17 protein-coding genes are annotated in these 18,777 nt (G+C 68.2%); 15 read left to right on the top strand and 2 right to left on the bottom strand.

The genetic code is table 11. From position 1 onward, the window contains the following. The first annotated feature begins 111 nt into the window (after positions 1-111). Both ACH4FH_RS17380 and ACH4FH_RS17375 read left to right on the top strand, forming a co-directional pair. Positions 112-1,080, top strand: a complete 969-nt coding sequence (locus tag ACH4FH_RS17380) for a GlxA family transcriptional regulator (protein ID WP_398556788.1) — start codon at positions 112-114, stop codon at positions 1,078-1,080. A gap of 563 nt (positions 1,081-1,643) precedes the next feature. Continuing rightward, complete coding sequence (locus ACH4FH_RS17375; RefSeq protein ID WP_398556687.1) at positions 1,644-4,559, top strand: BTAD domain-containing putative transcriptional regulator; 2,916 nt, start codon at positions 1,644-1,646, stop codon at positions 4,557-4,559. A gap of 22 nt (positions 4,560-4,581) precedes the next feature. Here ACH4FH_RS17375 and ACH4FH_RS17370 read toward each other — a convergent pair whose 3' ends face one another. Next, positions 4,582-4,728: a hypothetical protein gene (locus ACH4FH_RS17370; RefSeq protein WP_398556686.1), complete on the bottom strand. Its 147-nt coding sequence runs from the start codon at positions 4,726-4,728 to the stop codon at positions 4,582-4,584. Positions 4,729-5,058: 330 nt separating this feature from the next. On the opposite strand from ACH4FH_RS17370, the gene ACH4FH_RS17365 reads away from it, so the two are divergent. The 13 genes from ACH4FH_RS17365 (at position 5,059) to ACH4FH_RS17305 (ending at position 17,097) form a co-directional block, all read left to right on the top strand. Next, positions 5,059-5,841, top strand: a complete 783-nt coding sequence (locus ACH4FH_RS17365; RefSeq protein ID WP_398556685.1) for a class I SAM-dependent methyltransferase — start codon at positions 5,059-5,061, stop codon at positions 5,839-5,841. A 13-nt stretch (positions 5,842-5,854) separates the two neighbouring features. Then, on the top strand, positions 5,855-6,568 hold the full coding sequence (locus ACH4FH_RS17360; RefSeq protein WP_398556684.1) for a 7-carboxy-7-deazaguanine synthase QueE: 714 nt from the start codon (positions 5,855-5,857) through the stop codon (positions 6,566-6,568). A gap of 37 nt (positions 6,569-6,605) precedes the next feature. After that, positions 6,606-6,977, top strand: a complete 372-nt coding sequence (locus ACH4FH_RS17355; RefSeq protein ID WP_398556683.1) for a 6-pyruvoyl trahydropterin synthase family protein — start codon at positions 6,606-6,608, stop codon at positions 6,975-6,977. Positions 6,978-7,005: 28 nt separating this feature from the next. Continuing rightward, positions 7,006-7,596: a GTP cyclohydrolase I gene (folE, locus tag ACH4FH_RS17350; protein WP_398556682.1), complete on the top strand. Its 591-nt coding sequence runs from the start codon at positions 7,006-7,008 to the stop codon at positions 7,594-7,596. A 248-nt stretch (positions 7,597-7,844) separates the two neighbouring features. Beyond that, positions 7,845-8,825 carry an aspartyl/asparaginyl beta-hydroxylase domain-containing protein gene (locus ACH4FH_RS17345; RefSeq protein WP_398556681.1) on the top strand — a complete coding sequence of 327 codons (981 nt, stop codon included), beginning with the start codon at positions 7,845-7,847 and terminating at the stop codon, positions 8,823-8,825. A 102-nt stretch (positions 8,826-8,927) separates the two neighbouring features. Then, positions 8,928-9,617, top strand: coding sequence for a 7-cyano-7-deazaguanine synthase QueC (queC, locus tag ACH4FH_RS17340; protein ID WP_398556680.1), 690 nt, complete (start codon positions 8,928-8,930; stop codon positions 9,615-9,617). After that, positions 9,614-10,639: an isopenicillin N synthase family dioxygenase gene (locus ACH4FH_RS17335; protein WP_398556679.1), complete on the top strand. Its 1,026-nt coding sequence runs from the start codon at positions 9,614-9,616 to the stop codon at positions 10,637-10,639. Before queC ends, ACH4FH_RS17335 begins: the two co-directional genes overlap by 4 nt. 110 nt (positions 10,640-10,749) lie before the next feature. Continuing rightward, positions 10,750-12,582 (top strand): BTAD domain-containing putative transcriptional regulator, encoded by a 1,833-nt coding sequence (locus ACH4FH_RS17330; protein ID WP_398556678.1) that lies wholly within the window; start codon positions 10,750-10,752, stop codon positions 12,580-12,582. Positions 12,583-12,802: 220 nt separating this feature from the next. Next, on the top strand, positions 12,803-14,071 hold the full coding sequence (locus ACH4FH_RS17325; protein WP_398556677.1) for an ATP-grasp domain-containing protein: 1,269 nt from the start codon (positions 12,803-12,805) through the stop codon (positions 14,069-14,071). 545 nt (positions 14,072-14,616) lie between these two features. Next, the gene (locus ACH4FH_RS17320; protein WP_398556676.1) at positions 14,617-15,453 is read left to right on the top strand and encodes a hypothetical protein; all 837 of its coding nucleotides are present in this window, start codon (positions 14,617-14,619) and stop codon (positions 15,451-15,453) included. Between the two features lie 410 nt (positions 15,454-15,863). Further along, positions 15,864-16,019: a hypothetical protein gene (locus tag ACH4FH_RS17315; protein ID WP_398556675.1), complete on the top strand. Its 156-nt coding sequence runs from the start codon at positions 15,864-15,866 to the stop codon at positions 16,017-16,019. Positions 16,020-16,360: 341 nt separating this feature from the next. Continuing rightward, entirely contained in the window at positions 16,361-16,837 is a 477-nt protein-coding gene (locus ACH4FH_RS17310) for a helix-turn-helix domain-containing protein (protein ID WP_398556787.1), read from the top strand. After that, positions 16,780-17,097, top strand: coding sequence for a transposase (locus ACH4FH_RS17305; RefSeq protein ID WP_398556674.1), 318 nt, complete (start codon positions 16,780-16,782; stop codon positions 17,095-17,097). The genes ACH4FH_RS17310 and ACH4FH_RS17305 overlap by 58 nt, the downstream gene beginning before the upstream one ends. Before the next feature lie 20 nt (positions 17,098-17,117). Here the strand turns inward: ACH4FH_RS17305 and ACH4FH_RS17300 are convergent, their stop codons facing one another. Beyond that, the gene (locus ACH4FH_RS17300) at positions 17,118-18,266 is read right to left on the bottom strand and encodes a GNAT family N-acetyltransferase (protein ID WP_398556673.1); all 1,149 of its coding nucleotides are present in this window, start codon (positions 18,264-18,266) and stop codon (positions 17,118-17,120) included. Between the last annotated feature and the right edge of the window lie 511 nt (positions 18,267-18,777).

Raw genomic sequence — 18,777 nt, 5'->3', positions numbered from 1 at the left:
CGTCGCCTGCAGCTGCACCCACCGAAAGCGGAACCTGGCACCAAACTTATGGCGGAGATCGTCATGTTTGTGTCCTTGCCGCCAAATGACACGGCGGGCCAAGATGCACAGGTGACACAACGGCGCGTCGTCTTCCTCGTCTATCCGCAGTTTCAGGTGCTGGACCTGACGGGACCGCATGAGGTGTTCGCGCAGACGCAGCGGTGGGTGCCCGAGGAGGATGGCTATGCCGTTGAGATCGTCGCGGGCCGGGCCGGAGCGGTGCGGGCCTGTCACGGAATCGACGTTGCGGCCGGCAGTGGCGTCCAGCAGTGTGAGGGACCGGTTGACACGCTGGTGGTCGTCGGTGGACCGGGCGATCGGGAGGCGGTGAACGATGAAGAGCTCATCGGCTGGCTCAGGGCGGCGGCCGGCCGGGCCCGGCGGGTCGCTTCCGTGTGTACGGGCGCGTTCCTGCTCGCGCGGGCCGGGCTGCTCGACGGACGGCGCGCGGTCACGCACTGGGCGGCCTGCGAGCGGCTGGCCCACGACCACCCGGACGTCACGGTCACCCCGGACCAGATCTTCGTACACGACGGGACGGTGTGGACCTCCGCCGGAATCACGGCGGGGATGGACCTGGCGCTCGCCATGGTCGAGGAGGACCACGGGCCCGAGGTCTCCCGGGCCGTCGCGCGGATGCTGGTGATGTTCGTCCAACGCCCGGGCGGCCAAGCCCAGTTCAGCACCCAGCTCGCCGCGCAGCGGCCCACGCGTGAGCCGCTGCGGGAGGTTCAGGCATGGGTCACCGACCACCTCGCTGACGACCTGACCGTCCGGGTGCTCGCCGAACGGGCCGGTATGAGCGAGCGCAACTTCACCCGGGTCTTCCGCGCCGAGACCGGACTCACCCCGGCCGCCTACGTGGAGACCGTCCGCGTCGAGGCTGCCCGGGCTCTTCTGGAGACGACGGACACCACCATCGACGCGATCGCCCGAGCCTGCGGCTTCGGCTTCGCCGAGACCCTGCACCGCCGCTTCAAACGCACCCTGGGCGTCACTCCGGGCCAGTATCGCCACCACTTTTCCAGAGCCGGGTGAAGGAACGCCTGGGCCTGGCCGTCGCGTTGAGAAGCCCGAGTGCCACCGGCACGTCTCCTCGGTCGCCTTCGGGCACTGCGGGTTGTGGAGCACCGTCAGCCCTCCGCTGACCCGCACGCCGACCTGGTCGTGGGACTGCACGTCACCGGCCGGACCTGGCACGAACAGCACATGGAGCGCACGTTCCGGGCCAGCGACGCGCTACACCACGACCTCGGTCTCATCCAGCCGCGCATACCGCACCCTTCCTTCCGTCCCCCGTCCCGGTACACCGCTGATCGGAGCAGTCTCGATGAACGACACCACGTCGGCGGAGCCCTCCCCGCCCCGGAACGCAACGGCGGGTGGGCATCCGTGGGACGGCAAGTCGAAGGCGGCTGAACACACGCCGGGCCCGGCCCCGGCCGAACCGGCACGGCGACGGTCGGCGACAGCCGGGCTCTTGGAGGTGCTTGGCGACGCTGCCAACGGCTACAGCTGAGTAGCCAGGTCGGTATGAGTTCCGTCCAACTTTGCAAGCCGGACCACTTCGCCTGGCTGATACCACAGAAGCAGGTTATGCAATGGCAGTCTCGTCAGGTTACGACGGCAGCGGCGTAGCGGCAGCTCCTTTCCGGGTGCTCGGGCCGCTTGAGGTGAGCGGCGAGCTGGGGGCCGTATCCGTGGCACCGGGGCGTCAAGAGATCGTCCTCGGGGCGCTGGTGCTCGAACTGAACCGGGTGGTGGAGACGACCCGGCTGGTGGACGTCATCTGGGCTCACCATCCGCCGAAGACCGCACGCGCCCAAGTGCAGATCTGCATCTCCCGGCTCCGCAAGGCACTTTCGGACGGGGGAGTTGACGCCACCATCGAGACCCGTGCTGGTGGCTACATCCTGAGGGCGCCGGCGGATGCGACCGACGTGGGCACCTTCCGTCGCCTGGTAACAGAGGCACATGCGCTGGCCCGTGACGGTCTGAAGATGCCTGCGGTGGACACGCTCCGCTCGGCGATTGGCCTGTGGCGGGGGCGGTGCCTGGCCGGTGTACCCAGCGAAGTCCTGGCCGGTACGGCAGCGCAGTGGGACGAGAGCCGCCTGGAAGCGGTGGAGACCTGCATGCGGCTGTTGCTGGAGCTGGGCCGTCACGAGCACCTGGTCGGCGAGCTGATGCAGCTCGTCGCCGACCATCCGCTGCGCGAGCGGCTGCGGGGGCACCTCATGGTGGCGTTGTACCGTTCGGGCCGGCAGGCGGAGGCGCTGGATGCCTACCACCAGGGCCGCGCGATGCTCACAGAAGAACTGGGCCTGGATCCAGGAAGGGAACTACGCGACCTGGCACAAGCAATCCTGACCGACGACGCTGACCTGGCACTGGCCGAACCGGCCGAACCACGTTCTCTCGCGGCGACGCCGCTCCCCGAGGTGGTGCAAGAGCGCAGCGCCGATCCCGACCCGGTCGTCACCCCAAGGCAACTTCCCGCCGACATCGGCGACCTCGTGGCCGACGACACGATCGTCTCAGCGGTCTGCGAAGCCGTCACCGAGGGACAGGAAAAGGGGCAACTGAACGTGGTCCTGGTGCTTGGCAGACCTGGCGTCGGCAAAAGCACGTTGGCCAGGCATGTGGCGCACCGACTCGCAACCGAGTACTTCCCGGACGGACAGCTCTACTGCGACCTCCGAGGGCCGGGCGGACAACCGGTGGGCCCCGCACAGGCGTTGGGGCGGTTCCTCCGAGCGCTGGGCGTACCGGGCCAGGCCATACCCGACGCGCTTGACGAGCGCGCGGAGATGTACCGCAGTCTGCTGGCCGGTCGCCGGATCCTGGTGTTGCTGGATGACGCGGCGAGCGAGTCGCAGGTGATGCCGCTGCTGCCCGGAACCGGCAGCAGCGGCGTGCTGGTCACCAGCCGCGGCCAGCTCACGGCGTTGCCGGGCACACGCCGGTTCGACTTGGAGCCGCTGTGCCCGGAACAGGCCATCCAGCTCCTGGGGCGGATCATTGGAGAGCGCCGGGTGGAGAGCGAGCGGGAGGCAGCGCGGGTCGTCATACGCTTGGTGGGCGGGCTGCCCCTCGCGCTGCGTATCATCGGCGCGCGCCTGGCCGCGCGCCCGCACTGGTCACTGACCTCCATGTGGCACCGGCTTGAGAACGAGCAGCGCCGGTTGGACGAGCTGGCACACGGCGAGCTGTCAATCCGGGCAAGTCTTTCGCTCAGCTACGACGGCCTGGCGGCGGCCGACCGTCGCCTGTTGTGCCTGCTCAGCCTGGCCGAGGGGACGGAGGCTCCGAGCTGGCTGGGTGCCGCCCTCATCGACGACCGCACGCCGAACCCCGCTGACCTGCTGGAACCGCTGATCGACATGCGACTCCTCGACATCACCGCCATGGACCGGGGCGGGGAGTTCCGATGCGGACTGTCGCAGATCGTACGGATGTTCGCGCATGAACGGCTGCCCGCGGAGATTCCCGAGGCGGAACGCGCCGGAGCGGTGCGGCGTATGGTCGGCGGCTGGATGGCGCTCGCTGAGGGGGCGCACAAAGAGATCCACGGCGGTGCGTACACCATCGTGGCGGGCCGGGGCGAGCGGTGGCATCCGCCGGAGGACCATGTCCAGCGGTGCCTCCGCGACCCGCTCGGCTGGCTGGAGAGCGAGCAGACCAACCTGTTGAACGCGGTCGAGTTGGCGGCCCGGTCCGGGCTGGACGAGTTGTGCTGGGAGCTGGCCACGACTCTGGTGACGCTCTTCGAGGCCCGTGGCTATCCCGAGCTCTGGGAGCGCACACATCGGATAGCGCTGACCGCGGTACAGGAAGCCGGCAATGAACGGGGCCGGGCCGCGGTACTCGGCTCGTTGGGGACCCTGCACCTGTACCGGGGCGAGCACGAGGCAGCAGGCCCCTACCTCAGCACCGCTTTGGAGATCTTCGAGCGGGTCGGGGAGCTGAGTGGCCAAGCGCTGTGTCTGCGTGACCTGGCGCGCATCGAGCGGCACAAAGGTGACGACGATCGGGCGCTGGCCCTCTACGAGAGCGCCGAGCGCAACTTCCTGCGGGCGCAGGACGTCATCGGCCGGGCCTACGTGCTGGGCGAGATGGCACACATCACGATGCGGCGAGCCGACTTCGTGCGAACCCGTTCGTATCTCGACGAGGCTCTCGGGATCTGCCGGTCAGCCGGCTTCGACCGGGGCCAAGCCCTCGTACTGCGGCGGCTGGGCCAAATGCTGATGTACCAGCAGCGGTACGAGGCGGCGGAACGGACCCTGCTCGAGGTCCTCGCCATGGTCGGGGCGAGCGGCGACCTGGTCGGAGAGGGGTATGTGCTGCACGACCTCGGCCGGGTCAATGCCCACCTGCGTCGCGTGGAACAGGCCGTCCAGTACTACTCGCGATCGGCCAGGATTCGGGAGCGGATCCTGGACCACGGCGGGGCCGCTGCCGTACGGGCTGACATCGTTGCCATCCTGGGCAGGTCGATGACGTCGGTCGGCTGATACCAGGAGGCATGCCGGCCCGTCACGTCCACGGTGTGTTGCGGGCGGGTGTTTCGCCGGCCGGCGTCATGGCGACCGGGCCCTGCTCCACGCCGTGCTGATTTCCTAACGCGCCCAGGACCAGCACGACGACGGCTCCTGCGGCAGCCAGCGACTTCTTGATGGCCATCTCAGTTCTCCTCCCTTCGCAACCCGTTTCGCAATCCGTCCGGGTATTGCTGAAACCAGCGTGAACCAGCTGCCCATCGCGGCCGCATGCTCGCGCTATCACCGCCTTATCCCGGCCCCGTCCCGTGGTGGATGCGCCGTGATGCCGGGCCGATAGGGCGACACCGGAGATTGGGTCCTGCCGACCTCGGCGCCCCTTCAGGGGACGGCCTCAAGGAGTGGTCCGAATGACCGTAGTGACCCGGGACGCGGTGACGCCCGCCGCGTTCGGCGTCCCGGAAACCGAATCGCAGCGCAGCACAACCGTGGTTCAGAGGAAGGTGCACGGCTGATGACGATGGACGCGGAGTTCTACTCCCGGGTGGCCGAGCGGTTCGGCGGGTACTTCAGCGATGCGCGGAGCACCGACGTATTCCCCGACGGCCGCCCGGACACCGTCTTCGATGAACTGGCGACTGCACTGGGAGCGCCGCACGCCCGACTGCTGGATGTCGGCTGCGCCGACGGCCGCAGTTTGTTGCGCATCTCTCGTACGTACGGCGCCGTGACCGGGATAGATCTGTCGCCGTCGATGCTGGAATGCGCCGCGGGGTACCGAGCGGAGGCAGGCCTGCCGCACGTCTCGTTTGAGCTGTGCGATGCCGCCCGCACAGGGCTGCCCGATGGGTACGCCGATGTGGTCACTTCCCGCCGCGGTCCGCTGATCGCCGGCGAATTCGAGCGGGTGCTGCGGCCCGGTGGGGTCGTGATGTACATGGGGATCGGGGAGCAGGACGCGCGCGAGCTGAAGGAAGCGTTCGGTCGCGGCCAGAACTTCGACAGCTGGAACGGCACGCCCTTGTCGGAGGAGATTGCTCAAGAACTGTCCGATGCAGGCTTCGTAGTGACAAGAAACCAGGCGTTCCGGTTCGAGGAGTTCTACCACTCGGCGGGAGATCTGGACACTTTTCTGCATCAAGTGCCGATCGTCGACAACTACGATTCCGCGGCGGACCAGGAGGCATTCGATCGGTATGTCGCCGCGGTGACCGTCGATCAGGGCGTCCGGCTGAGTCGGCATTGGTTCATTGTGCAGGCGCAGAAGCCGGCGGCCGTCGAGCCGTCCCACTCCTAGGAAACGGTGCGCCATGGAGCAGGATCTCGTAGTGAACGAAATCTTCGGTCCGACCGTCCAGGGCGAGGGCCGTTCCCTGGGACGCAGGTGCGCGTTCCTGCGACTCGGCGGGTGCAACCTGTCGTGCTCGTGGTGCGATACGCCATATACGTGGGACTGGACCGGAGCCGGTGACAGCGGGGTCGCCCACGATCCGCGTAAGGAGCTGCACCGCCGCCCGGTCGAAGATGTCGTCGCAGAATTGCTCGAATTCGACACCGAACTGATCGTGATCTCCGGCGGTGAGCCCCTGGGTCAGCAAGAGCGACTGATTCCTCTGGTGGCAGCACTGACCGGACGCGGCAAAGAGATCGAGATCGAGACCAACGGGACGCACGCCGCGCACCCCGAACTCATCGCCGCCGGCGTCAGGTTCAACGTCTCGCCCAAACTGTCGCACTCGGGTGACGCCCTGCGGCGCAGGATCGTCCCGGCCGCACTCACCAGTCTTTCGGCACTGCCGGGAAGCACGTTCAAGTTCGTCTGCCAGAACACCCGTGATCTCGACGAAGTGGCCCAGCTGGTTGCCACCTTCGACCTGACATCGGTATGGATCATGCCGATCGGGCGAACCGCCGACGATGTCACCAAGCACATGAGCGAGTTGGCCGACGCGGTGGTACAGCGCGGCTGGAATCTGACGACCAGACTGCACACCTTGTTGTGGGACGAAAAACGCGGCGTGTGAGCAACGGCACGCGCAAAGGAGAAGGGAACTCGCCTCGATGGCATTTCGCATCACGAAGAAATTTGAATTCTCGGCCAGTCATCAGCTCGCCGGCCTTGCTCCTGAGCACCAGTGTGCCCGAATGCACGGGCACAACTATGTGATCGAGTTGGAGCTTGGAGCTGATGATGCGGATCTGTTGCCCGTGGGCTTCGTTCGAGACTACGGAGAATTGTCCGCATTCAAGGTCTGGCTCGACAAACATCTTGATCATCGGCATCTGAACGATGTGATGGACGAAAATCCGACGGCTGAGAACATGGCGGCCTGGGTCTACAAGACATGGTCGATGGAGTTTCCCGAGTTGACCTGCGTGCGTATCTCAGAAACTCCCAAGACTTGGGCCGAGTACCGGCCGTCAGGTCAGTAACTCCGAAGCCCGGACGAAAGGTGACCGCATGTCGGTGACAAAATTGGACCTCGATGGTGACACGTCGGCGTCGAGGACGACCGAGGACCCACTGGTCGAACTCGCCCGCCAACTGCTGAAGGAGATCGGCGAGGACCCGAATCGCGACGGACTGCGCGACACACCTGCGCGGTTCGCCCGCTGGTGGCGAGAGTTCATCAACTACGACCCGGGTTCGCTGGGCACTCTCTTCGAATCCATCGGCACGAGCCAGCTCGTGGTCGTCTCGGACATTCAGCTCTGGTCGCTGTGCGAGCACCACCTCCTGCCGTTCAACTGCTCCGTGACGATCGCTTACCGCCCGACGGGGCAACTGCTCGGCCTGTCGAAGTTTGCCAGGGTCGCCCATCAGTACGCGCACAAACTGCAGGTCCAGGAGCGCCTCGTGGACCAGATCGCGCTGGAGATCAGCACCCTGAGCGGCACCCCGGACGTCGCGGTCATAGCGAAGGGCGAGCACCTTTGCATGTCGATGCGCGGCATCAAGGCTGCCGCGCAGATGACATCGACCGCATATCGGGGGGAGTTCAGCACGGACCCCGAGCTGCGGCGCGAGCTGTTCGACCTGCTCCGGGCGTGACGAGCCGTCCGTCTCGGAAAGTCTGCTCGCGTCGCCCGGGTACTCGGCGGCCGGCACGGCGCTCGGGATGGCGTGACGGTGACCGCGAGCTCACTCTCCGGACCGCCGCGGGGCCGCATTCGGCTTGCTCGCCGTGCCGGCGATCGTGACAGCCGTCGGCCGGACCCGGGTCGGAGAGCGGCGAACGGAAGCCGTTCTCTTCGACACCCCCCATGGGAATCCGGTCCGGTCGACATGAAAGGACAACGATGAACGTAGATGATTCCTCGACGCCTGCGGAAGCGGTTCGGCTGCTCCCCGTGCTGGACGCCGACCGGCTGGTGGCCGACCTCATGACCGCGCGCGACCACCTGTGGGATGAGCAGAGCTCGTACGAGAACGGGCGAGTGTCCAGGTGGGCCGAGCAGGACTGGCGCTGCCTCCCGGTGCGCAGCCCCGATGGTGACAAGACACGCACCGACCCAGGGGGCCCTGGCAGTGCGGAGTTCGCCGACACCGAGTGGCTGGACCACATGCCGTACGTGCGGGAGGTCCTCCGCTCGATTCCCGGACCCCTCTACGCAGCCCGATTCCTGGATCTTGGCCCCGACACCGTCGGATACCCCCATTGCGATGCCAAGTTCGCCCCGGACTGGGGCGTGGCCCGGCTGCACATCCCGGTCATCACCCACGAGGCAGCCTCGCTGGACCTTGACGGAGAGACTTATCGCTGGCAGCCCGGTGAGTTCTGGTTCGGCGACTTCAGCCGCAAGCACCAGATCCAGAACCTCGGTCCCGAGCATCGGGTGCATCTCGTCGTGGACGTGCTCGTCACACCGGAGCTCGCGCAGCTGTTCCCGGCTGACTGGGCCGACTACTTCAACGGCTCGGATGTGCTGTACAACCGTCCGGCCGTGGCCACGACCGACCGAGAGCGGGAAACTGCGCGGTGTTCGTTCGACGCGCCGGCGCACCTGCTGGAGATAGAGGTGTTCGGGTCGCTCACCGGCCCGCAGCCGCAGGCCACCTTCAGCATCGTCGACACCGGCACGGGCCTTGCCATGCGATCTCCCCAGGACCACCTCTTCCCGCTGGTGGCCCTCGGCGGACACGAGTACCGCTTGGTCGGGTGGAGCGAGGAGCGAACAGTCACCACAAGGCTGGACGGTCCGCGGCCCGAAGTCGAACTGACCTACCGCAAGGGCCACCGATCGACCCGGCTGCTCGTCCCGGCCACGCCGGCGCCGTGACGGACGCCCGCACGTCCGCAGCTGTTTCTGTGCACAGCCGACCGCTGCCCTGATCGCTACGTACTGACCCTCCCTCCATTTCCGTCTGCCGGAAGGCGACGCATGCCGAAAACTGTCGCAATCGTGTCCGGCGGCCTGGACTCGGTCACCATGGCCTACCACCTCCAGGCGCAAGGACACACACTCCACCTGCTGTCCGTGAACTACGGCCAGCGCCATCTCGTCGAGCACGAGTTCGCCGCGAAGGCGGCCCGATCGCTCGGGGTGCCGCACCACGTCGTCGATCTCAGCCCCGTCGGCAAGCTCCTGAGCGGCTCCTCGCTCACCGACCCGACCGTCGACGTGCCGGATCACAAGAGTGGGTCGTCCGGTGAGAGCCCGAACGTCGTACCCAACCGCAATGCCCTTCTGCTGTCCGTCGCCTTCGCGGTCGCCGTCGCCGAGAAGGCGGAAGCGGTGGCCGTCGGGGTGGTCGACGACCTGCAGGCCGCGCCCGACAGCAATGCCGCGTTCATCGATTCCTTCCTCGCCATGGAGCGGATCGCGACCCGCGGATACGCGCACCCTGACCTGACCCTGACAGCGCCGCTGGTCAGGCTGCGCAAGAGCGACGTGGTGTCGCTCGGTGAGGAACTCGGCGTCCCCTGGAACGAGACCTGGAGCTGCTTTCGTGGCGACGCGCTGCAGTGCGGACGGTGCGCCGCCTGCAGGGAGCGGCAGGAAGCGTTCCGGGACGCCGGCGTGACGGACCCGACGACCTACCAGACCAGCGATGCGAAGGAGCTGCCATGACCGACCCGTTTCCCGTGCTCGACCTCCGTGACGCCGCCGGTTCGGAAGAAGCCCGGGCAGAGTTCCTGTACCGGTTGCGCAAGGCCGTGCACGAGATCGGCTTCTTCCAGCTCGTCGGCCACGGCGTCGAGGACGCCGACGACATGCTCGAACTCACCCGCCGGTTCTTCGCCCTGCCCGAGGCCGACCGGCTCGCGCTGAACATCCTCGACTCGCCGCTCTTCCGCGGCTACTCCGAACTCGGCCGCGAACACACCCGGGGCATACCCGACCAGCGCCGGCAGCTGGACATCGGGCCGGAGCAGCCCGCGAGTCCGCCCGCGCCCGGCGAACCCGCCTACCGGTGCCTGATCGGCCGGAACGAGTGGCCCGAGGCGATGCCCGAGCTGCGCCCGGCCATCGAGTCCTGGATCACCCGGCTGACCGATCTGTCACATCAACTGCTACGGCTGATGCTGGAGTCGCTCGACGCCCCCGCCGGGTTCCTGGACGACGTGGTCGATCCGGATCCACAGATCCACCTCAAACTGCTGCACTACCCCGGCCCCACGCAGACGAGCGAGAACGCCGGCTCCGACCAGGGGACCGGCCTTCACAACGACCTCGGGCTGCTCACCCTGCTCGTCCAGGACGACAACGGCGGTCTCCAGGTCGCGGTCGAGGACGGCCAGTTCGTCGACGTGCCGGTGATCCCGGGGGCATTCGTGGTCAACCTGGGAGAGCTGCTGGAGGTGGCGACGAGGGGCTACGTGCGTGCCACCCTCCACCGGGTGGTCCGGCCCGCCCCGGGCGTCAACCGCTACTCCATCCCCTTCTTCTACAACCCTCGGCTGGACGCCACGATGCAGCCACTGCCCAGCCCATATGTGCAGGGCGCCGGCGGAGTCATCGACGTCGCCGGCAACCCGTTGTTCGCCCTCTACGGCGACAACGTCATGAAAGGGCTGATCCGCTCCTTCCCCGACATCGTTGCCCGACACCACCCGAACCTGGCCGCGGGAGCCGGGTCCAGGAGTTCCTGACACCGGGCGGCCGGCACATCCTCACCGCCCGGCCCGAGTGGTCGGGCCGGGCGGTGGCGTCGCCGGCCGGTGTGACGGGGACCGAACGAACATGAGGCAGGGCGAATTTCATGAGAATCAACCTTCTCGGGCCGCTCCAGGCCTACGGGGACGATCACCGCGTCGACATGGCGCCGGCCGCCCAGAAAGTACGTCAGACACTGGCAATGCTCGTGCTGAACCCGGGCCGGGTGGTGCCCTTCGAGCAACTCATGGACGAGCTGTGGAACGACGATCCGCCGGCCAGTGCGCACACCGCGCTGCAGACGTACGTGTACCAGCTCAGGAAGCGCTTTTCCCTCGGCAATCCGAGGAGCGGCGGCACGGTAGGGGCGGCCGGGCCGCTGCTGGGCACGGTCGACGGCGGCTATCAGCTGTCGCTGCCCGCCGACCACGTGGACGTCTTCCGGTGCGAGCCGCTGCTCGCCCGTGCCCGCGCGGAGTTCCGTGACGAGGACTTCGCCCGGGCACGTGACACGGCCGCCGCGGCGCTTCAGCTGTGGCGGGACGATGCCTTGGTGGACGTGCGAAAGGGGCCCACGCTGCAGGCCGAGGCGGCCCGCCTGAAGGAGTTGCGCACCAGCGCACACCACCTTCGGATCGAATCCGACCTGCACCTCGGCCGGCACCACGAGGTGCTCGACGAACTCACCTCGATGGCCGGGCGGGAACCCACGAACGAGCGGGCCCAGCGCAATCTGATGACGGCTCTCTACCGCATGGACCGGCGGGCGGAGGCGCTCCAGGTCTACCGGCGGGCACGCGAGCGGATCGCCACCGAGCTGGGCCTCGACCCTTCGCCCCAACTCCAGGCCCTGCACACGGCCGTGCTCACGTCGGACGAGGCGCTGCTGCGTCCCGCCGGGCGGCCTACAGCCGTGACCGCCGCCACCCGGGCGCCCTGCCATCTGCCCGCCCCGCGCGAGCGTCTGACCGGACGCACCGGCCAGCTGGCGCGCCTCACCGCGGTGCTGGCCGGCCGGGCGCGGGAGGACCGGCCACTCGTGATCGTGGGGGGTGCCCCCGGCACGGGGAAGAGCGAGCTGTGCCTGCACGCCGCGCATCAGGTGAGCGGTCACTACCCGGACGGACGGCTCTACGCGCGTCTTTGTGACGGCGCCGGCCGGCGGGTGCGGCCCGCCGAGATCCTTCGCTCGTTCCTGCGTGGACTCGGCGCGACGGAGGAGCAGTTGCGACTGGGCACGACCGACCTGAGCCTGCTGTTCCGTACCTGGACCGCCGACCTCCGCGTCCTGGTCGTGCTCGACGACGTGTGCGACGTACGGGACTTGACGCCGCTGCTTCCGTCAGGCGCCGGCTGCGGCGTGGTGATCGGCAGCCGTCGGCGGCTGTTCGTGTCCTCGTCAGCGGTCCACGTCGAACTGGCCGGACTGCCCTTCGACGACTGTCTGCACCTGCTGGCATCCTCGGTGCCGAGACACCGCATCACCATGGACCCGGAGGGGCTGCGACGACTGGCCCGGTTGTGCCGGGGTCTGCCGGGCGTGCTCTTCACGGTCGCTTCGCAGTTGCGCCGCCGCCCGCACTGGACGGCCCGGCAGGCCACTGCCTGGGTCCTCGCGTCCGGGGGGGCCGGCAGCGATCCGCTGGGCGTGCGGGCCGGATTCGAACGGACGCTCGCGACGCTGCCCGCCGCGTCACGGCCCCTGGCGCACGCGCTGTTGTCTCCCGGCGTCCCTGATCGGCTCACGCCGGCGTTTGTCGCAGCGGCCCTGGGGATCAGCGACCAGCAGGCCGAGGACCTGCTGGAGGAGCTGGCGGAGAACTACCTGCTGCGCGCTCAGCACCCGTGCGTGAACGGCCGGTTCTCCTACGAATGGGAGCCTGGGATACGCCCGTTCGCAGCGCTGCCGAGCAGCGCGCCGGTCATGTGCTCCGCCTGACGGTCACGGCTCCCGTACCACCTTGCCAGTCGTGGCGCGCTGCGGCGTCCGCAACGGCTTGGAAGAAGAGCGTGACTCTTTCCGCGGGCTGACAGCGCGCTGGGTCACACCCCGGTGCAGTTCGAGGAATTCACACGAAACGTGGAGACGTACGCCACCGATGTGTTCCGCGGCTCCGTTGCCCGGACCCGCCCACGCAGCCGAACCTTGGAGAACCGCCATGTCAAAACGCCCGAAGCTCGTCCTCGTCGGTCAGCTGTCCACATACCCCTGGGTGTTCGATGCCGCCAAGCGTGCCGACATCGACTTGATCCTCGTCCCCAGGGGGGACGACACGGAGGAGTCCGCCGGGCGGGCCGCCGCGGTGGTCGAATTGCTGCCGCTGGACATCGAAGGAAACCCGGAAGCCGCGCTGTCCGTGCTCGCCGACCACTACCGGCGGGAGCCTTTCGACGGGATCATGGCGGGCAACGAGCAGGCCGTGCCGTTCGTGGCGCGCGCCGCTGGGGAGTTGGGCCTCATCGGCCTGACCGAGGAGGCGGCGGCCGTGGTGCGCGACAAGCGCAGCATGCGCCATCACCTGCTGGAGGCGGGTCTGGGGGCGCCCGGCTTCGTGGCCATCGAGGATCCGGACGGCTGGACCGACGCGCTGACCTTGCGGTTCCCCGTCGTGGTCAAGCCGGCGAACGGCCACTCCAGCTTCGGTGTGATCCGTGTGGATGACAAGGACAGCCTCGAACAGGCCGTGGCCCGCACCTGCAAGCTCGTCGAAGCCCACCTGGGCGCCGACGACGGATTGGCCGCGGAAGCCGGAGTGTTGGTCGAGGAGTACCTGGACGGTCCGGAGATCTCCGCCGAATCCCTCGTGTACCACGGGCAGGTACGGGTCTGTGCCATCAGCTGGAAGGGAGAGCTGACGGGGCCCTACTTCCAGGAGACCACGTTGCGGGCTCCCGCCCAACTGCCCGCCGAGATACTCGCCGCGATCGAGGCGGAGGTGATCGGTGCCCACCACGCCTTCGGTGTCACGGAAGGCACTACGCACACCGAACTGCGGCTGGTCGGCGGGGTGCGCCCGGTGTTGTTGGAGATGGGCGCGCGCATCGGCGGCGGGGGCTACATGGCCCACCTCGCCCACCTCAGCAGCGGGATCGACGTGGCCGCCGAGGCGCTGCGCATCCACCTCGGCCGGGAACCGCTGTGCTGGCGTGAGGAGCCGGTGCCGGCCGGTCACGCGGCGGCCTATCAAGTGCCGGTCGGAAGCGGCGGACGGATCAAGCACATACACGGCTTGGACTCGGTGCGTACCGACCCGCGGGTGGACTACCTGGTTCAGACCATGGGTCCCGGCGCACTGTTGCACCCCTACCCGGACTTTTCCGGATACCCGGTGATCGTGCTCTCCCGCCACGGGTCGGACGCCGAGGCCGAGGCGTACCGCGACCACCTCGCCCGGACGCTGCACGTCGAGTACGAGGAGCAGGGTTGAGCACGCGCCAGCCCTTCTTGCATCGCACTTGAGTCGCGGTTGAGCCGCCTCGACCGATCCCGTGCCACACTCGGCGCATGCTTCACAGGCATGCTGATAAATCCCTGCTCGAACGGGCAAGGTAAATCCGCAAGGGCCTCACGGGAACCCCACTGATTCCCCTGGCGGAGGAGCAGTGCGACATCGTCGCCAAGCTGGAATTCTGAATCGACTGTCCTGAATGCAGGAAGTGCCTGTCGAACTCGACTCGGTATATCAGCCCGACCAGTAGGCCAATCCGGATGGCCTCACGCGCATTTCCGCTTCAGCGCGGGCGAGTTGAGCGCGCGGGCCGGCTCGCTGTGCCGCACTCGGCTGAACTACTCGGGCCGCGATTATATGTCCCGCATCAGCCGCCTTATCCGCTACGGCGCAGCATGACCGAAACGGTTACGTGGTGGCGGTGACCTTCGTGACCCGGCGGGTCCGGGGGCTTTGAGCCGTCGGCCCTCTGCCGGCCCCGGCTCCGTGAGAGCAGTGGTGTACAAGTGAAAGAGAGAGAACAGATGCAGCAGAGCAAGATGCGGCTGAGCGGACAGCAGGCCGATCCGGAGTTCTTCCGCTTCGAGGAGCGCGGCGAACTGGACTACGAGCTCGTTCTGGACGTCCTTCACGGCCGCAGGCTGGGTGTGATCTTCCGGGACGTCATACCACCGGCGGCACGCAAGGACCTGACCGAACGATTCTGGGCCAGCCCCGCCCGGGAGCATCGCGAGGGCGAGCCCTCGCACTACGTCGGCGCGTACCACTGGAATAAGGACGTCGACACCTATCTCGACGAGTCCGCCGTGGTCGCCGAGCACGTCCGGCGGGTGATCGACGCCCCGGACTCGCCCTGGCAGGTGTTCCGCCAGGGTGTGGACGAGGCCCTGCGGCAGGAGGGCGCGTCCCTGCGGGTGGCGCGGATGAACGGCCGCCCGGCGTGCGCCGCGCTGATCCGCGCGTGGGACAAGGAGGGCGACTTCTCCCTCGACCCGCACGAGGACGAAGCGCAGTGCAAGGATCCGCGGCAAAACGGCTTCGAGATCCAACGGGTCCTGGACCACCAGATCTGCGCGGTAAACATGTGCACCGAACACACCGCCGGAGGACGGCTGGTGATGTGGAACATCCGCCCCGACGACGCGACCCGGCGCTCGCTCGACATCGAGCTGACGGGACTGCCCTACCAGGCCGAGGCCCTCGCGGACTTCGAGGAACTGCGCCTGGACATCCGGGAAGGTGACGTCTACGCCTTCAACGGTGCTTTTGTGCACGCGGTGGACGCCAACGCCGGCAACCGCACGACGGTGTCCTTCATCATGGGGTTCACCGATCCCCGGACGGTCGTGAGTTGGACCTGAAGCCGACCGAGCCGGCGGCGTGACGACCGCCGCCGACGTCCAGGGCCCGCCTTGCCCGAGCGTTCGCCGACTCTCTGCGACGCCGTCGATGCCCCGACGCGGGAGGCAGGCCCTGGCAACGCCCACGGCGCGCAGGTGTCTGCGGGCATGGCCTCCTGCACCGAGGACTTCGACAGTCACGGACCCGGCCTTGGCCGAGAGCCCCTTTCCGGCCCTGCACACGCCTGCGGTCCTGGGGCCCGGTTCCAGGAGCGGGGTCTCGGGCGAACCTGGACACCATCATGGCGAAGCAGCGCAAGACCCATCCCGCCAACTCAACGCGGGCGTGATGTCAGGCATCTCGCTGACCGACACCGTGCTGCCGCCCCACATATCGTGCAGTGGCACGAGGAACTGGGGGCCGCCTGCCCGTGTCCTGGCCGAACAGGCTCTCCACACTCGCCTTCGCGACTGTGGTCGAGACGTCCATCAGCGCGTGCCTGCACATGCTCGCCGACGACGCGGACATCTGGCACTACAGCCGGACTTCGGTTTGGGCCGTCCCCGGTCTTACGACGGTCACGTAGGTGCCCTGATCCGTAGCGGAGACCAGACCGTGGCGACGCGGCGACACTTCCAGGGCTCAACCGATCGTCGAAACACCTCGGTCTGGAGGTTGGGCGAGAGCCTGGTTGGGGTGCGTCGGCGGCTGGTCGCTCGCCGGTGTGGTCACCGGCTCGTCCGCCGGTGGCGCGTGTCGAGCACCGTCGGTTGTTCTGGTCGGCGATCGCGCGTGGGACCACGAGTGTCGATGCCGGGGTCGAGGCCGGTGTGTGACCGGTCGTGGGAAGCCGCTGGTTCCGCGAACGTGGCGGCGTGACACCGCGAGTGGTAATCCAGGTCGAGACCGGTCGGTAGCTGTCGGTACCTGTCGTTCGCCGAGCGGGAGCAGATCGCGCTGTGGCGCGCCCAGGACGTCGGTGTCCGTGAGATCGCACGGCGGCCGGGGCCGCTAGGCCTCGACGATTGCGAGGGGGTAGCCGGGCTCGGGACTCCGGCCGCCGCTGGGGCCAGGCCTGGAACCCGGGACGGATCGCGGCGCGGCTGCGTCTGGACCATCCCCGACGATCCCACCATGCGGATCTCGCACGAGGCCATCTACCAGGCGCTCTGCATCGCCAAGCGCGGCGGCCGGTTTCTGGAGGGCGGGTTCGTCACCGTTCCACGCCGTCGCCCTGGCAGGCCACAAGCTCGACCTCTGACGCCAACGCGTCCAGCACATACCCGCGGCCACCGCGGCCGCAGCGGTGTCCCGGTCTACGGGGTGCGCCGGCCTATCAACAGCTCATGGACACCTACGCCGACCAGAAACCGCAGCGCGGAAAGACCCTGCTCACGACACTGATCGACCTGCTCCGCAGCGGGCTACCCGCCGGGCTCGACGAGCTCGCCCAGCTCGGGCGGACCCTGCATCGGCGCCGCGAAGACGTCCTGGACCACTTCGAGCACCGAGCCTCCAACGGACTTACCGAGCCATCAACGGCCACCTCGAAGCGCTGCGCCCCAACGCCCTCGCTTTCGCAGCATGATCAACTACCGGATCAGGCCTCCGCCGCACTGCGGGCAGCTCGCACTCCAGATCCGGAAGAGCCAACAAAACTCTAGTACTGCGGCGGTAGTTGGCCTCAGCTGTACGGCTCCCAGAGCTCGCCATCCAGGGCGTCGGAAATCGCGGGCGAGGAGTCGCGCAAGCGGGCGAGCAGGGCGCGGTTGTGCTCGCGGATCTCGTCGTCGTATCCGGCGAGCGGGCTGTCCTCGGACAGGTCCAGCAGCCACAGCGGCCGGAGCGTCGCGCCGCGCAGGGCCTTTCCTTCCGCGGTCCCGGCGCCCGCGTGCAGCCGGCGCACTCCCGGGAGCCGCGCCGCCATGTAGTAGGTGAGGTTGAAATACTCGGCGGCCGAGGCGAGTTGGTCGTGATCGAGGCCGTGCGCCCGCAGGTAAATGGTGTCACCCCAACGGTAGTACAGGCAGAAGCCGACGGGCGGTTCGCCGGGGCGCGAGCACAGCGCCACTTCGGCGCGTGAACCGGCGAGTTCACCCTGCTTGCGGAAGGACTCGGCCATCGGGGCCACGTCGACAGTTCTGCCGTAGCGCAGCAACGAACGGGCCAGCAGCCGGGCGACGTCCTGCCAGCACTCGGCGAGCGTCCGGTGCTCCACCTCGTATCCGGCCTTCTCGAACTTCCGTATCTCGCTGCGGATACTGCGGGCCCGGCGCGCCGACAGCGATTCCAGCCAGGCGTGGTAGCCGCCGGGCGGGATCTCGATCCAGGCGTCGGTCGTCAGCGCGACCGGCGCGGTCCTTACCCCCGCCGCGCGCAGCACCCCCACGTCCTCGGTGGTCAGGTACATCGCCACGCGGGCGATCTTCGACTCCTCGTGCAGGGGTGAGCGCAGCGCGCGGACCGCGTCGAGCACCTCGGCGGCAGCCTCGGTCCGATCGGTTCCCTCGCCGGTCAGCAGGTGCGCCAGATAGCCGCGGCGCTGGCCGATGAGCAGGCCGCCCGGCTCGGGCGCCGGCAGGCCGCGCGAGGCGAGCAGGTCGTGCCACCGCAGGTCCGGGGTGGGCTCGTCGGTCACCGCCGCCACGGGGATCGCGGCCCGGCCGCCGCCCGGGGTGTCCACGTGCAGTCCGCCGGAGACCGACCCGGGGTCGAGGGCGCACACCCGCAGCCACAGCGCCGACGAGTAGAACCTGCCGTCGGCGAGCCGGTCCCATTCGGAGTCCCCGAGCCCGCCGGTGGCGTCGGCGAAAGTGTCCGTCGTGGCGGTCATGGCGCCTCCCATAATTTCTGTCCGACCGTGCCCGCGAGTTCGCTGCGCGATCGGACGCTGAGTGTGCCGAGCATCTTGCGTAGGTGATAACTGACCGTGTGCGGCGCGTGGTTGATGCGGGTGGCGATCACCCGGTCGATCTCCCTGCCAGCCGGCCAGGGCTGGACGGCCAGGGCGCCCGCGGCGGAGCGGGCGGGCTCGCCGGGCCGTACGGACTCGCCGTGGGCCCCGCCCGCATCGGTTCGGGCAGCGACTCCAGGACGGTGCCGCCTTCCCCCACCGACAGGATGCGTCCCACGGGCGTTCGCCACTCTTGCGGCATGGCCGAAAAATAGACGTTCCCCATGGCCGCAGAACTATTCCTTTTTTCGGGTGTTCAAGCATTCTAGTCATAATGCAGATGTTCAGCGTCCACAGGGGCCGTTGGCCGAGAATTGAGCCGCAATTGAGCCGCAATTGAGTCGCACCGGAAGTCGAGGTGAAACAGTGACCCCTGCGGGCCGAAGGGCCC

The sequence above is a fragment of the Streptomyces sp. NPDC017993 genome, assembly GCF_044328065.1.
Classification (GTDB): Bacteria; Actinomycetota; Actinomycetes; order Streptomycetales; family Streptomycetaceae; genus Streptomyces.
Note: the sequence above shows the minus strand (reverse complement) of the source record. Positions and strands in the feature narration are given on the sequence as shown.